Here is a 12,378-nt window from a genome sequence, read left to right as displayed (position 1 = left end):
GGTCCCGGCTTCGTACAAGAAGGTTCAGGCGCCGGTGGCGTCGCGGGCCTTCTCGGCCTCGGCCTGGACCGTGTAGGCGCGGTCGTCGTCGTGCTCGGCGGCGGCCTCGAGGGCGTCCTCGGTGCCGATCTGGACGAGCGCCCACGCGCAGGCGGCGCGGAGCTGGTCGTCATCGGCGTTCTCGAGGCGGTCCCGGAGCGGGTCGATGGCGCGGGTGTCGCCGAGGAGGCCGAGCGACCGGGCGGCCTGGTAGCGGACCGTCGGCTCGTCGTCCTCGAGGGCGTCGGCGACCTCCTGGGTCGCCTCGGTGCTGCCGATCTCGCCGAGTGCGCGGATGGTCACCTTCTGCAGCGGCGGGTTGTCGCTGTTGACGAAGTCAAGGAGCGTGTCGACGGCGCGCTCGTCGCCGATCTTCCCGAGGACGCGGATCTCCTGGCGGCCGCGCTTCTTCGCTCGCTCGTGGACGACGTCGAAGGCCTCCGCGGCGCCGAGCCGCTCGAGCGCCTCGAGGGTGACCTCCTCCATGAAGTCGGACTCGAACTTCTCCAGCGCCATCACGATGCGCTCGGGGTCGTTCTCGTGCTCGGCGATGCGGACGACGTTCCGCTCCGGCGGGAAGTCCCTGTGGTTCGCCGGGTTCAGCCGGTCGTAGAAGCCCTGCTTCCGGAGCTGCTGGACGACCGTCAGGTCGCTCCACTCCTCGGCTGCTTCGAGTGCGGCCTCGAGTTCCTCGGCAGCTTCGAGGAGGGTCGCGATGGTGTCGGCGTCCTCGTCGGCGTCGAGTCCTGCTTCGGCGATCGTCGCGCCGGCTTCCTCGAGCGCGGCTGCGTGGGCGTCGAGGTCATCGCTCTCGGGGCCGAAGGTCCGACCCAGTTCGTCGCTCGCCGTCGCGAGGAAGTCCTCTGTCGCGGCGCGGACGTCGGGCTCGCCGTTCTCGGTCCAGCGGGTGTCCCGGACCGTCGCCGCGGAGTCGTCCACGGACTCCTGGACGTCGTCGGCGTAGGGGCCGCGCTGCTCCTCGACGTCGCTCCGGAGGTCGTCGACCCGCGACTGGATGGCTTCCGCGGGGTCCTCCTCGTCCTCGTCTTCGGGTTCGGGGAGGTCAGCGTCCTCGAGGTCGGCCTCGACGGCGTCCAGTTCGCTCTCGACCGCGTCGAGGTCGGCCTCGGTCTCCGCTTCCTCGAGGTCGGCTTCGGCCTCGTCGAGGCGGGCCTCGAGCGACTCGGCGGTCACCTTCGTCTCCATCTCCCCCTCCTCGGGTGCGGGCTCTGCGGCGTCCTCGGACGCATCCTCGGCGGCGTCCTCGGGGGTTTCGGCGTTCTCGTCGTCCCCGTTGCTCATGTACGGGTATCCGGAAGAACGGGGCAAAGGCGTTTCCCTTCGGGGTCGGTCAGGTGTCGCGCCAGTAGATGAACGGTGCGAGCACGAGGTAGGCGACGGCGAACAGCAGCAGCGCCCGGGGGAACACGCGCCTGAGCGCGGCCGGGAGCGCGACGGCGAGGGCCTGCAGCCCGCCGAGGACGATGGCGTCGCGGGCGTACAGCTCCGGGTAGGTGATCGAGGCGACCATCAGGTAGGTCAGCAGCGCCGTCGCGGCGAGGAGTACGGTCGGCTCCGCGACGCCGGCGAGGTACGCGACCGCGAGGATGGTGCCGGCGAGCGTCGTCTGGACGCCGTCGGTCTCCGGCGCCTCACGGTCGTACAGCATGTAGAAGCCGAGGCGGACGACGGCCATCGCGACGAACCCCGCCGGGATGACCGCGGCTGCGATGCCCAGCGAGGAGTCCAGCGGGATCGCTCCGCCGTCCGTGGCGACGGCGTGGACGAACACAGCGGGGGCGACGCCGAAGGAGGCGACGTCGGCCAGCGAGTCGAGGTGCTCCCCGACCGGGGTGCCGCCGCGGGCGCGGGCGACGACGCCGTCGAGACCGTCGGCGATGGCGGCCAGGAGGATGAGTCGCGCCCCCAGGGCGGGGTCGGCCGGGGCGACGGCCGCCGCGACGAAGCCCAGCGCCGCGTTGGCGACCGTCACCGCGTCCGCCAGGCCCAGTTCCCCGAGGAAGCGCGGCTGCATGGCTGTATGGTGGCGGTCGGGGAGTGCGGCCTTAGTACGTTCGCTTCGGGGTCAAACCGGGGCGCCTATGGCGATCCGGCCGGAACGGCCGGTATGGACCGACGGGCGTTCCTGGCGACCGCCGGCGGCGCGTTCGCGGGAGCCACTGCCGGATGCGTCGACGTCGGCCTCGGCGACGGCGGCCTGGCCGACGACGACTACGACGTCGGCATGTCAGCGAACGCCTTCGTCCCCGAACGCATCGAGGTCTCGGTCGGCGACGAGGTGGTCTGGGGGAACAACGGTACCCGCGGCCACACCGTCACCGCCTACGAGTCCGGCCTCCCCGACGGCGCCACGTTCTTCGCGAGCGGCGACTTCGAGAGCACGGACGCCGCCCGGGAGGCCTGGTCCGGCGGTCGAGAGGGGAACATCGCACCCGGCGAGACGTTCACCCACACCTTCGAGACGCCGGGCGAACACCGCTACTTCTGCATCCCCCACGAGCGCAAGGGGATGGCCGGCGTCGTCGTCGTCACCGAGTGACCCCTCGAGGTAGACGGCTGCTGGTGCTACAACTGCTGCCGCTGCGACTGCCGGCGCTTCCGCTCTGCGGCGTGAAGAAACGAGAAAGTCGGTCGGTTCAGTCGGCCTCTTCGACTTCGACGTCCTCTTCGTCGACGTCGACGCTGGCCTCCTCCTCGGCGGCGACCTCTTCGGGGTGGGCCTCCAGGCGCGTCTTCTGGATCTCGACGCGGCGGAGCGGGTAGATGGTCTTCGCCTCGTTGTAGATGGCCGAGGAGAGCCGTCCCTCGACGATGCTGTCGACGAGTCCTTCGAAGGTACGGTCGTCGGCGGCATCCTCGACGATGTCGACCATCGTCTTGCGGATCGCGTGCTCCTGGCTGTGGTCGGCGCTCTTCGTCGTGTAGGCGACGGGCTGGACCTGCACGCGGAAGTCGTCCGTCGTCAGGATGGTGACGAAGGCGTCGACCTTCGAGGTGCCGCGGCGCGTGAGGCTGCGCAGGTAGTCGCGGGTGAGTTCATGCTGGATGAACTCGGTGTAGGCGGCGTCGCTGCCGACGTCGTTGACCTGGAAGGTCAGCTTCGTGTTGTTCTCGCTGGGGTCGTCGTTCAGTTCGCCGAGCGTGGTCTCGATCGTCCGGTCGTAGACCTGCTCGGGCTCGTCTGCGGGGGTCTCACCGAGTTCGGCCCGGTCGAACATCTCGGGGGCCATGATGGTGTACCACCGCTTCTCCTGTTTCTGTCGGGATACGGATCGTTCGCTCATGATTGGGTTGTGGTGTCGATCAGGTGCTGTGCTACCGCGAGGTTCGTCACGTAGTCGTCCGCCGTCGTCCGCAGGCTGCCGGTCGTCTCGCGCTCGATGGTCGTCACGACCGCGCGCCCGCTGGCACGTTCGTCGCCGTCGTCGTCGGCCGTCGACTCGACGCGCGTCGTCATCTCGTCGGTGTTGTCCGGCTCGAGGGCGGCCGCCACCAGCTCGGGGCGGTCGTGCTCGGTGCGGATGGTCGCTCGCTTCATAGCGCCCTCCGGAACGCGTCGACGTACTCGTCGTCGGTGCCGTCGAACGTGGCCGCGCCGCGGCCGTCGCGGGCGGTCGCCCGGCCGTCCAGCGCCGTCGCCGCGTCGCGGAGCGCGTCCTCGACGGACGACGCCCCGAGGGCCGCCGCCTCGCCGTCCGAGACGGCGAGGGCGATCGGCTCCGGCGAGCGGTACTCGAACAGCAGGCGTGCGACGGTGCCGAGCGACGCGTCGGCGCCGACGCGCGCCGCGAGGACGCCGTCGTACCGACTCGTCTCGGTCTCCCGGATCGCGGTGTGCGCACGCTGGCCGTGCGCGCGCCACGTCTCCAGGGCCGCCGACTCGACCCCGTGGCCGAGCGCGAGCGCGATGCCCGTGCCGGGGCGGTCCCGGGCGACGGCGTCGAGGACGTCGGCGTAGCCGCCGAGCGTCTCGAAGCGGTCGCACTCGTGGGGGTGCAGCGCGCGCTCGACCGCCTCGGCGGCCCGCGGCGGCCCGTCTTCCACCGCCGACAGCGCCACGTAGGAGGCGAGCGTGCGGCCGTCGGCGTCGTCGCCGAGGTCCGCGAGCAGCGACTCGACCGCCTGGCCGTCGCCGGAGAAGCCCGCGTGGACGAGCGTCGAACCGGCGAGGCCGTCGACGCGGTCCTCCGTCGGAATCGCCACGCCGGGCCGCCGGTCGAGACCGGCCGCCTCCAGCAGCGACCCCGAGGGTTCCGCGCCGGCCGCCACCGCGCCTGCGAGTGCGAGCACGGGGTCGACGGCGTCGGGCGCGAGGTCGCGCGCCACGTCGGCGGCGGCGACAGCCAGCGGCGTCGACTCGAGCGTCACGTCTTCTGCTTGTCCGCTGGCACCGAACGAGTGGCCGACGGCGACCGTGCAGTCCGCGTCCGTAGCCGGCTCCCTGGGGACGGTCGCGAGGCTCGCCTGGTAGGGCGTCTCGACGGCGTCGAGCGCCCGGGCGAGCAGGCCCGTGGCTGCGAGCGCGTCGCCGTCGGCGGTCGCGACGAGCCGAACGAACTCGGCGTCGCGGAGCGCCGCGGCGGCGCGGTCGGGGGCGTCCTCGGGGGTTCCGGCGGCGGACATCGTGACTTACTCCAGCAGTTCCTTCGCTTCGTCGTACTCGTAGGTGAACGACTCGTCGAGTTCGTCGCCGCGGTAGTAGTCGACGAGTCGGCGAATCTTCGACTCCGTGTTCTGGAGCGCCCGCTTGTTCTGGGCGTCGCCCGGGTTCTCCTCCATGTGGGCGCGGAGGCGGACGGCCCGCTCCATCAGGTTCCGGAGGTCCTCGGGGAGGTCGAGGCCGGCGTCGTTGTCCTCGAGGATCTCGGTGACCTTCTTGCCGGTCGCCAGCTTCACGTCCGGCACCGGCGTGCCCTGGACGCCCTCGTCGCGGAGCTTCAGGCCGATCTGGCTGGGGTCGTGTCCCTCCTCGGCCAGCTCGACGACGCGCTCCTCGATTGCGTCCTCGTCTACGTCGCTCCACTCCGGCGGTTCGTCTGCCGCGGGGCGGTCCGAACCGGACGACCCTCGGCGGCGTGAGTGCATTCGTGCCATTGTCCTGTATTGGAACTGCACGGACCGCTCGTAGCTAGTGGCGCGGTTGCGCGACAGTGGCCAGGGTGGCCGTTGCCGTGGCGTTGCGCCAGCACTACCGCAATCCCGAGCCGACCAAGTGGCCGGCGAGTCAGATTTGCGGTCGTGCGGTTCCCGTCTGTGTCTGGACGACTCGGACACTAAACCGTTTCTACTCGGCGATCGCCGGCTCGACCGTGTCTGACTGCGTTCCGCTGACCGGTTCCCACGCCTTCTCCCATCCCGCCCCCGATTACAGAACGCCTATACACGCCCCGGGAAAATTCGACCCCGTGAGCGTCGCCGAGGAGCGAATCGAGCGCCTGCACGAGCTCGCGCGGGAGGCGGCCCGCGAGGGCGAGCAGCACCTCGCGAGGCGCTACGTCCGCCGGGCCCGACGGGTCGCCGAGCGGAACCGCCTACCGCTGCCCCGGCGCTTCAAGCGGTTCACCTGCGACGACTGCGACGCCTACCTCATCCCGGGACGGAACGCCCGGGTCCGGACGCGCGACGGCCACGTCGTCGTCACCTGCGATTGCGGCACACAGGCGCGGTACCCGTACTGACGCTGGCGTCCGCTTCTGCCACTCTTATACGTCCGGGATTCGAACGCGGCTCTATGACTGACGACGACCTCAAGGCGCGCGCCCACGACCTCGACGTGACGGTGTGGGTTGGCAAGTCGGGCCTCGACCCGGTGGTCGACGAGCTCGGCGACCAGCTGACCGACCGGGACCTCGTGAAGGTGAAGTTCCTGCGGGCGGCCCGCGGCGGCACGACGACCGACGAGCTGGCCGAGGAGCTGGCAGACCGCGTCTCTGCCGACCTCGTGGACACGCGCGGCCACACGGCAGTGTTCCATCGATGATTCCGGCGCAGAGCAACTTCATCGGCGAGTTCCTCGATCGGACGTTCGGGGTGCCAGCGGCGTACGGCGACCCGGTGGGCTACGCCGTCCTCGGTATCGTCGCCTTCGTCGTCGTCTACCTGATCGGTCGGGCGGTCGTGATGCCGCTGGCAGACCGGGCGATGGACCGGCGTGGTCTCGACCGACACGCCAAGATGCCGCTGCGGAAGGTACTGTTCTTCGTGGTCCTCTTCGTCGCGTTCGGCGCGGCCTTCGCGGCCTCGGGCCGCGGGAACGTCCTCACGTCGCTGGCGACCATCGCCGCGGCCGCGACGCTCGCCATCGGGTTCGCGATGCAGGACGTCCTGAAGAACTTCGTCGCCGGCGTCTTCATCTTCGTCGAGCGGCCGTTCCGCATCGGCGACTGGATCGAGTGGGACACGGGCGACTTCTCCGGCGTCGTCGAGGACATCAGCCTCCGGGTGACGCGCGTGCGCACGTTCGACAACGAACTGCTGACGGTGCCGAACTCCCACTTGACCGACAACGTCGTCAAGAACCCCGTCGACGCCGACAAGCTCCGCCTGAAGTTCGACTTCGGCATCGGCTACGACGACGACATCCAGCAGGCGACCGACATAATCCTCGAGGAGGCCGAGCGCCACGACGGCATCATGGACGACCCCGAGCCGTCGGTCCGGCTGACGGAACTCGGCGACTCCGACGTCGCGCTGCAGTCCCGCATCTGGATCGCCAACCCGTCGCGCTCGGACTTCGTGAAGGTCCGCGGCGAGTACGTCCGGCGCGTCAAGGAGCGCTTCGACGAGGCTGGCATCGACATCCCGTACCCGCACCGGCAGCTCACCGGCGGCATCGAGTTCGCCGACGGCCCCGTCGCCGAAGAGCAGGTCGCCGAGGACTGAGCGAGAACCCCCCAACGGCGGATCTCCTCGGTGACGAAAGGTTCTTACGTGCCTGCCGTCTACGGTGAGATGGACTCAGGTCGGGCGGTTAGGCCCCGCTCGATACCCCCACTATGGTCTTCAGGGGGGACCGAATCCGGGGTGCGTCTGGCCCAACCAGTACGGGCCCCGCAAGCCAACGTCGAAGCCTCGTCCTGCGAGGGCAGCGGTCCGCCGGCCGGCGTCTGCAGGGACGTTCGGTCGCGGTTAACCGTGGGTAATCCGTCAGGCACGGAAGTGAGCAGCGGACCCGCGGACAGCTGTCGCCCGCAGGGTCGCGGGGTGGAGGAGGCACGCGGGACTCCCCGTACTGGGCGGGCCAGGCAAACCCCGGCGTCCACCCAATCATCTCGATTTTCACCCGACGAGCGGACAGCTCGTCGATTCCACGCGACTCGAATCCCTATAGAAGAACGTTCAGAAGAGCCGCAGCGCCTTCGCGTACCAGGCGGCGGCCGCGGCGGGGAGCACCGAGACCACGGCCAGCGCCCAGCGATGGTACTCGAGCACCGTCGCGGACGTCAGCGGGCCGAGGATCGGTCGGTCGGTCGTCAACTGTAGCGGGACGTCGGCTGGGACGGTGACGGCCCAGACCACGGCCACTAGGGCGGTGACGACGCCGAGCCCGACCGCGGCGCCTGCTGCGGTGTCCGGGTCGGTACGCCCCTTGCGTCCCGCGGCGAAGACGATGACCGCCACGAGCGCCATCAGCGCGCTGGCCCACGGGGTCAGTGCGCCGGCGCCGTAGTAGGAGCCGACCAGCCGTGTCTCCTCGACGACGAAGTACGGGACGGCCACCAGGACGACGAGCAGCAGCGAGGCGACGATGCCGAGCGACGGGGCGGCGCGACGGCTGTCCATACCGGTGCTGCGGCGCCCCGCGTCTTAACCCGACTGGATTCCGGTCGACCGCAAGGCACTCGGCAGCCGCCGTCCAAGGCGGCGGCATGGGACTCGGAGGCGCGACCAAGAAACTTCAGAAGGTCGCCGACATGGGCGACGAGCTGTACAGCAAGATCAACGAGCTGCGCGACCAGGTACTCGAGATGCGCGCGACGGTCCAGCACACTCACGAGCGGGTCCAGACCCTCGAGAACAAGGTCGACCAGCAGGGTGCCGTCATCGAAGCGCTCGCCGAGCAGGAGGGTATCGACGTCGATACGATTCACACCCAGGTCGCCATCGAGGAGGCCGAATCGGCGGTCACCGAGGCCGAAGGCGACGGCGGCGCCAGCGAGGTGGGTGGCCCCGACGAGACCACCGAGACCGACGGACAAGCTGACGATACGATAGGGGACGCAGAAGACAGGGCGTAATTCGGGTTACTGCAGCCTTCGTCGGCCGGCTCACATCAGTCGCTGGTACTCGACCTTGAGACAGCGGTCCTCGACGTACTGCCGACCCGATTCCTCGACGCGCTCGCTGGCCTCGCGGTCGCGGATGCCGAGCTGCGTCCAGACCACGTCCACGTCGTCGCGCTCCAGGACCTCGTCGACGATACCCGCGACCTCGTCGCTCGGCCGGAAGACGTCCACCATCTCGATCTCCTCGTCGACCTCGGCCAGCGAGTCGTAGGGTTCCTCGCCGAAGATCTCGTCGGCGTAGGGGTTGACCGGGATGATCTCGTAGCCGCGCTTGCGCATGTACTTCGGGATCTGGTGGGCCTCCTTCGCCGGCGTCGCCGAACAGCCGACGACGGCGATGGGATCGGCCTCGAGTACCTCGCGGAGCTCGTCGTCGCTCTCGACTGGCATACCCGAACGTGGGTGGCCGCGGGGGAAAACGTCTGGGCCAGCGTGCGGTTCACAGCACGACCGCCGCCCGCCCGACGACGAACGCGATCGCGGCGGCGAACATCGACGCCTTGAGCCACGACTGCCCCGTCGTCGGGCTCTCGAAGGATCGGTAGGTCGCGACCAGCATCACGACGAGCGCGGGTGCGAGCGCGACGAGGTACGGGAGGCCGAAGGTCCCGAGCAGGTACGGCGCGGGACTGGCGAGAACTGCGGCGACGACGAACGCCGCGGCGACGAGGAGCGACTGGCGCTCGCCGATGGCGATAGGGAGGGTCCGCAGCCCCTCCTCGCGGTCGCCGGCGACGTCCTCGACGTCCTTGACGATCTCGCGGGCCATCGTCGCGGCGGCGGCGAGGCCGAACAGGGTCAGCACCGGACCCAGCTGTCCGTCGACGGCCGCGCCGCCGAAGAGGAACGTGCTCCCGGTCAGGTACGCGACCAGTGCGTTGCCGACGCCCGGCAGGCCCTTGAACACCTCCGTGTAGGCGACGAGTGCGACGAGATTGACCACAGCGATGGCGATGGCAAGCCACGGCAACAGCAGCGTCAGCGCAACGGCGACGGCGAACAGGGTGATACTGTAGACGAGTGCGCCTCGGGGCGAGACGGCGCCGCGGGGGATCGGCCGGTCGGGCTGGTTGATGGCGTCGATCTCTCGGTCGAAGTAGTCGTTGATCGCGTTGCCGCCGCCGGTCGCCAGCACCGTCGCCAGGACGGCGAAGGCGGTCGGCAGCGGCGCCCCGAGTCCGCCGGCGACGAACGCCCCGATGAACGTCAGTCCGCCCGCCGCCACCGCGTTGCCCGGCCGCAGCAGCTCGAGTAGCCCGCGCACCTGCTCCATACCTGCCGGCTTCCGCGCCGCGCGCTTGAACCCTCCGGAACCGTCGGCGAATGGACAATGTTAAAACCGCGAATCGAGTTAGGTACGCCCGAGGGCGCTTAGCTCAGTCTGGACAGAGTACTTGGCTTCGGACCAAGCTGTCGCGGGTTCAAATCCTGCAGCGCCCATCACGCCGCATAACGATTAGGAGTCAACAGACGGCGTAGGAGTGTGTATAAACCCTGCCTCATTGGCATGTGCGAGTTCATTATGCTGCATCATGCGGGTCGCCTCCGTCACGTGATTCGTCAGTGCTAACGATTCACTGAAATAGCATAAATGTGTTCTTCAGGTCTTCTCTGGGGCAGGTAATTGGTGTCCCCCGGTAGCGACTCATCCACCTGATTAAGGAATCCGAGACCGAACTCGTCGCTGAGGGAACGACCACACCCGCCCTTGTAAGCTAGAGTAGTCCCTGCACACGCAGAGTAGGTTTTTACCATCACCTACCAATACTTACCAAATGGAAATTACACAGCTTCGAATGATTATAGATGACCTCGAAGATGAGGTGCCGGTGGAGGACGTCCCCATCGACTCTATCGCGGCTGACTTTCGGCGAACGTCTCGATGGCGGGGTGGGTTCGACTGCTCCCGAGCCCCCGACTCCTCAGAGGAGTTTCCTCCTAATGATAGAATGACGGGAACAAAATGTCTATAGTAATATGCCACTTTAACTATTCTCTATAAATCGAAAATAGGAAATAGCCTTAATATGTAGGTTCACTAACTCTTCAACAATATAAGTTCATCATTCTTGTTAGTTCGGTGACTAACTCAATTAGATAATCGGGTTAGATAATTCATTCCGGTAGAAACTACCCCCATTGTTTATACAAACTACTCACTTTCGCATTCACGTCCTCGGAAGAGGGCATTAGAGCGCCTCTCCGGCGTGATGAGAGAAATGTGGGGATGGTCAGACTATGGAACGTAGAGATGTACTCAAGACGGCAGGTGGAATCGGAGCTGGCACCGCCGTTGGCGGTCTCGGCGTCATCGCGCTAACCGGTAACGCCACGGCAGCCAACGCAAACCTTGATGGAATCAGTCCAAGTGCGGTCACTACTGACGACGGTGAAATCACGTACGTGTCCTACGGTGGGCGCCTCCGCTTCGAATGGGATGGTCTCGATTCGGACGCGACGTACGGCGAATACCAAGTCTACACCCGACACCAGCGAGGCGATAACTCGTGGACGAGCTGGGCCGACCAAGGTAGCCGATATGGGCAGCTTGGCGACGGCAGCGGCGGTGAGTACGAGGAAGGTGAAACTGGCGGCTGGGGTGGCGATAATGATTCGAACTCTGGTTCCGGAACGGACGGGTTCTTCCAGTTCAAGTTCGGCAGCCCCTACAGCCAGAAGGACTACGCCATCGCCTACGATGACTCAAGTGACCTCGATACGGACGGTGACGGTACTAATGATGCACACCCGGTATCGAGTCCATATAGTACCGACCCGTTCACCGCAGACGAGGACGGCGGTACGAACCGGACGAAGGTCGATGTCCGGAAGGTCTGTCGTGTCTACGATGGCGAACCCGGCAGCGGCACTCAGCTCATCGAGGCCGAAGACACCGCGCGGTTCGAGGTCACCGTGAACAACCGGGAGGCGACCGCCACTACCGGCGGTGAAGTCAACGGCAACGTTGAAGCTGATCAGTCATAGGGAAAAGCGCACTACTGTCCATTAGCATCGCAACCGGGCGGATACCTCCGCCCGTGAATTCTCGTATATTTCTCGGTTAGATCAAGAACCAAGAAACTTTGAGCCGTCCTCTTTCATTTATCCTCTATATCACTGATTTGCTTTCGTCGAGAAGACGACGAGAGAGAGTATCTCGAGGAGGTGGAGTACAGCGAGGAACATCTGGAAGACGATCTTCACGAAGTTCTATCGCTTACCCGACGCTCTCTTCTACAAATACTTAAGGGTTCAGGTTCAAATTTCCTGGGCCTCAATCCTTCTTGTCCGCTCCTGCAGCGCCCATCTTGTTACAACTCTCTCAGCGACACCAGACGTAACAGCGACGCTTAAGTCAGCCGCTATCACCATCTCCCGTTCTCCGATTTCCCACAACGAGTGACTGGTCGATACATCGTCTGTATCGACCGGATGTGGCCTGGACCCAGGGACTGCCCTGGTCTCTGACGCTCACAGATTCCGAAAAGGCGGAATGCTTATCTTCGGACACGAAGCATTCCACCTACGTGAAACGACGGTCGGTGTTGAAGGGGGTTGGTGCGGTCAGTGTCCTCGGGACAGGGATTGGTGCCTGGTTCGTCCGGTCCCACGTGAACAGCCGAGAGGGACGGGTGTTCTGGCGGCAGATAGCAGTTGATACGACTGAGGTGCAGGGATCGTTAATCGTCATGACCGAATCCATCGAGAACGATGGCGAGGACACTCGGACGGTCCACCCTGACTACGAAGGTGCGTTCGGACCCGAAGCAGAGGCTCCAAAATCGCTCCACGAAGACCTCCAGCAGGAATACGGAGCCGATGAACCGTACTATCTCGTTCGCTACGAGAGTCATGACTGTAACGATATCCCGGGCGATGAAGGTGGCGGCACTATCGAGGTGTCACGGTCCGAATTCAATCGCCTCAAAATCCGTTCCTGCGTGAGACGGGGTCCGTGACGTCGACCACAGCTACTCGGCGAGGAATCTTCTACCCCCCGGTCTCTGTTCAATCGGTATCCCGGACAGATCGA

Annotated in this window: 16 protein-coding genes, 1 tRNA gene and 1 other RNA gene; 9 read left to right on the top strand and 9 right to left on the bottom strand. The window is 66.6% G+C overall.

The features are described from left to right. Positions 1-24: 24 nt before the first annotated feature. Positions 25-1,341: a HEAT repeat domain-containing protein gene (locus tag HWV07_RS04840; RefSeq protein WP_178333212.1), complete on the bottom strand. Its 1,317-nt coding sequence runs from the start codon at positions 1,339-1,341 to the stop codon at positions 25-27. A 49-nt stretch (positions 1,342-1,390) separates the two neighbouring features. Then, positions 1,391-2,074 carry a protein sorting system archaetidylserine synthase gene (locus HWV07_RS04835; RefSeq protein WP_178333211.1) on the bottom strand — a complete coding sequence of 228 codons (684 nt, stop codon included), beginning with the start codon at positions 2,072-2,074 and terminating at the stop codon, positions 1,391-1,393. 93 nt (positions 2,075-2,167) lie between these two features. Here HWV07_RS04835 and HWV07_RS04830 point away from each other — a divergent pair, with 93 nt between their 5' ends. Beyond that, positions 2,168-2,599: a plastocyanin/azurin family copper-binding protein gene (locus HWV07_RS04830; RefSeq protein ID WP_178333210.1), complete on the top strand. Its 432-nt coding sequence runs from the start codon at positions 2,168-2,170 to the stop codon at positions 2,597-2,599. 97 nt (positions 2,600-2,696) lie between these two features. Here the strand turns inward: HWV07_RS04830 and HWV07_RS04825 are convergent, their stop codons facing one another. Genes HWV07_RS04825 through HWV07_RS04810 form a run of 4 tightly spaced genes read right to left on the bottom strand, consistent with a single transcriptional unit; the run spans position 2,697 to position 5,154 of the window. Next, positions 2,697-3,344 (bottom strand): 30S ribosomal protein S3ae, encoded by a 648-nt coding sequence (locus tag HWV07_RS04825; RefSeq protein WP_178333209.1) that lies wholly within the window; start codon positions 3,342-3,344, stop codon positions 2,697-2,699. Beyond that, entirely contained in the window at positions 3,341-3,598 is a 258-nt protein-coding gene (locus HWV07_RS04820; protein ID WP_178333208.1) for a KEOPS complex subunit Pcc1, read from the bottom strand. Before HWV07_RS04820 ends, HWV07_RS04825 begins: the two co-directional genes overlap by 4 nt. Continuing rightward, entirely contained in the window at positions 3,595-4,683 is a 1,089-nt protein-coding gene (locus HWV07_RS04815) for a hypothetical protein (RefSeq protein WP_178333207.1), read from the bottom strand. Before HWV07_RS04815 ends, HWV07_RS04820 begins: the two co-directional genes overlap by 4 nt. Positions 4,684-4,689: 6 nt before the next feature. After that, on the bottom strand, positions 4,690-5,154 hold the full coding sequence (locus HWV07_RS04810; RefSeq protein ID WP_178333206.1) for a 30S ribosomal protein S15: 465 nt from the start codon (positions 5,152-5,154) through the stop codon (positions 4,690-4,692). Positions 5,155-5,465: 311 nt separating this feature from the next. On the opposite strand from HWV07_RS04810, the gene HWV07_RS04805 reads away from it, so the two are divergent. The 4 genes from HWV07_RS04805 (at position 5,466) to ffs (ending at position 7,324) form a co-directional block, all read left to right on the top strand. After that, complete coding sequence (locus HWV07_RS04805) at positions 5,466-5,738, top strand: ribonuclease P protein component 4 (RefSeq protein WP_178333205.1); 273 nt, start codon at positions 5,466-5,468, stop codon at positions 5,736-5,738. A gap of 53 nt (positions 5,739-5,791) precedes the next feature. Beyond that, positions 5,792-6,040 (top strand): YhbY family RNA-binding protein, encoded by a 249-nt coding sequence (locus HWV07_RS04800; RefSeq protein WP_178333204.1) that lies wholly within the window; start codon positions 5,792-5,794, stop codon positions 6,038-6,040. Then, the gene (locus HWV07_RS04795; protein WP_178333203.1) at positions 6,037-6,942 is read left to right on the top strand and encodes a mechanosensitive ion channel family protein; all 906 of its coding nucleotides are present in this window, start codon (positions 6,037-6,039) and stop codon (positions 6,940-6,942) included. Before HWV07_RS04800 ends, HWV07_RS04795 begins: the two co-directional genes overlap by 4 nt. 67 nt (positions 6,943-7,009) lie before the next feature. Then, an RNA gene (gene ffs / locus HWV07_RS04790) (signal recognition particle sRNA) lies at positions 7,010-7,324 on the top strand. 74 nt (positions 7,325-7,398) lie between these two features. Here the strand turns inward: ffs and HWV07_RS04785 are convergent. Continuing rightward, positions 7,399-7,842 (bottom strand): DUF7548 family protein, encoded by a 444-nt coding sequence (locus HWV07_RS04785; protein WP_178333202.1) that lies wholly within the window; start codon positions 7,840-7,842, stop codon positions 7,399-7,401. Positions 7,843-7,928: 86 nt separating this feature from the next. Between HWV07_RS04785 and HWV07_RS19715 the strand changes: the two genes are divergently transcribed. Next, on the top strand, positions 7,929-8,297 hold the full coding sequence (locus tag HWV07_RS19715; protein ID WP_178333201.1) for a DUF5798 family protein: 369 nt from the start codon (positions 7,929-7,931) through the stop codon (positions 8,295-8,297). Positions 8,298-8,327: 30 nt separating this feature from the next. On the opposite strand, the gene HWV07_RS04775 is transcribed toward HWV07_RS19715, so the two are convergent. Then, complete coding sequence (locus HWV07_RS04775; protein WP_178333200.1) at positions 8,328-8,735, bottom strand: CoA-binding protein; 408 nt, start codon at positions 8,733-8,735, stop codon at positions 8,328-8,330. Between the two features lie 49 nt (positions 8,736-8,784). Beyond that, positions 8,785-9,618, bottom strand: a complete 834-nt coding sequence (locus HWV07_RS04770; RefSeq protein ID WP_178333199.1) for a geranylgeranylglycerol-phosphate geranylgeranyltransferase — start codon at positions 9,616-9,618, stop codon at positions 8,785-8,787. Positions 9,619-9,710: 92 nt separating this feature from the next. On the opposite strand from HWV07_RS04770, the gene HWV07_RS04765 reads away from it, so the two are divergent. From HWV07_RS04765 to HWV07_RS04755, 3 genes are all read left to right on the top strand, one after another. Continuing rightward, positions 9,711-9,785: transfer RNA gene (locus HWV07_RS04765), tRNA-Arg, on the top strand. A 798-nt stretch (positions 9,786-10,583) separates the two neighbouring features. After that, positions 10,584-11,330 carry a twin-arginine translocation signal domain-containing protein gene (locus tag HWV07_RS04760; protein WP_178333198.1) on the top strand — a complete coding sequence of 249 codons (747 nt, stop codon included), beginning with the start codon at positions 10,584-10,586 and terminating at the stop codon, positions 11,328-11,330. A gap of 542 nt (positions 11,331-11,872) precedes the next feature. Then, positions 11,873-12,304 (top strand): hypothetical protein, encoded by a 432-nt coding sequence (locus tag HWV07_RS04755; protein WP_178333197.1) that lies wholly within the window; start codon positions 11,873-11,875, stop codon positions 12,302-12,304. The last annotated feature ends 74 nt before the right edge of the window (positions 12,305-12,378 follow it).

Source organism: Natronomonas salina, assembly GCF_013391105.1.
Lineage (GTDB): Archaea > Halobacteriota > Halobacteria > Halobacteriales > Haloarculaceae > Natronomonas > Natronomonas salina.
The sequence above is the reverse complement of the archived record's forward strand: the minus strand, read 5'-3'. Positions and strand labels throughout refer to the sequence as shown.

What these genes read in the sequence shown, in the direction of transcription:
- HWV07_RS04840 (WP_178333212.1), bottom strand. Translation starts at nt 1,341, where the DNA reads ATGAGCAACGGGGACGACGAGAACGCCGAAACCCCCGAGGACGCCGCC.
- HWV07_RS04835 (WP_178333211.1), bottom strand. Translation starts at nt 2,074, where the DNA reads ATGCAGCCGCGCTTCCTCGGGGAACTGGGCCTGGCGGACGCGGTGACG.
- HWV07_RS04830 (WP_178333210.1), top strand. Translation starts at nt 2,168, where the DNA reads ATGGACCGACGGGCGTTCCTGGCGACCGCCGGCGGCGCGTTCGCGGGA.
- HWV07_RS04825 (WP_178333209.1), bottom strand. Translation starts at nt 3,344, where the DNA reads ATGAGCGAACGATCCGTATCCCGACAGAAACAGGAGAAGCGGTGGTAC.
- HWV07_RS04820 (WP_178333208.1), bottom strand. Translation starts at nt 3,598, where the DNA reads ATGAAGCGAGCGACCATCCGCACCGAGCACGACCGCCCCGAGCTGGTG.
- HWV07_RS04815 (WP_178333207.1), bottom strand. Translation starts at nt 4,683, where the DNA reads ATGTCCGCCGCCGGAACCCCCGAGGACGCCCCCGACCGCGCCGCCGCG.
- HWV07_RS04810 (WP_178333206.1), bottom strand. Translation starts at nt 5,154, where the DNA reads ATGGCACGAATGCACTCACGCCGCCGAGGGTCGTCCGGTTCGGACCGC.
- HWV07_RS04800 (WP_178333204.1), top strand. Translation starts at nt 5,792, where the DNA reads ATGACTGACGACGACCTCAAGGCGCGCGCCCACGACCTCGACGTGACG.
- HWV07_RS04795 (WP_178333203.1), top strand. Translation starts at nt 6,037, where the DNA reads ATGATTCCGGCGCAGAGCAACTTCATCGGCGAGTTCCTCGATCGGACG.
- HWV07_RS04785 (WP_178333202.1), bottom strand. Translation starts at nt 7,842, where the DNA reads ATGGACAGCCGTCGCGCCGCCCCGTCGCTCGGCATCGTCGCCTCGCTG.
- HWV07_RS19715 (WP_178333201.1), top strand. Translation starts at nt 7,929, where the DNA reads ATGGGACTCGGAGGCGCGACCAAGAAACTTCAGAAGGTCGCCGACATG.
- HWV07_RS04775 (WP_178333200.1), bottom strand. Translation starts at nt 8,735, where the DNA reads ATGCCAGTCGAGAGCGACGACGAGCTCCGCGAGGTACTCGAGGCCGAT.
- HWV07_RS04770 (WP_178333199.1), bottom strand. Translation starts at nt 9,618, where the DNA reads ATGGAGCAGGTGCGCGGGCTACTCGAGCTGCTGCGGCCGGGCAACGCG.
- HWV07_RS04760 (WP_178333198.1), top strand. Translation starts at nt 10,584, where the DNA reads ATGGAACGTAGAGATGTACTCAAGACGGCAGGTGGAATCGGAGCTGGC.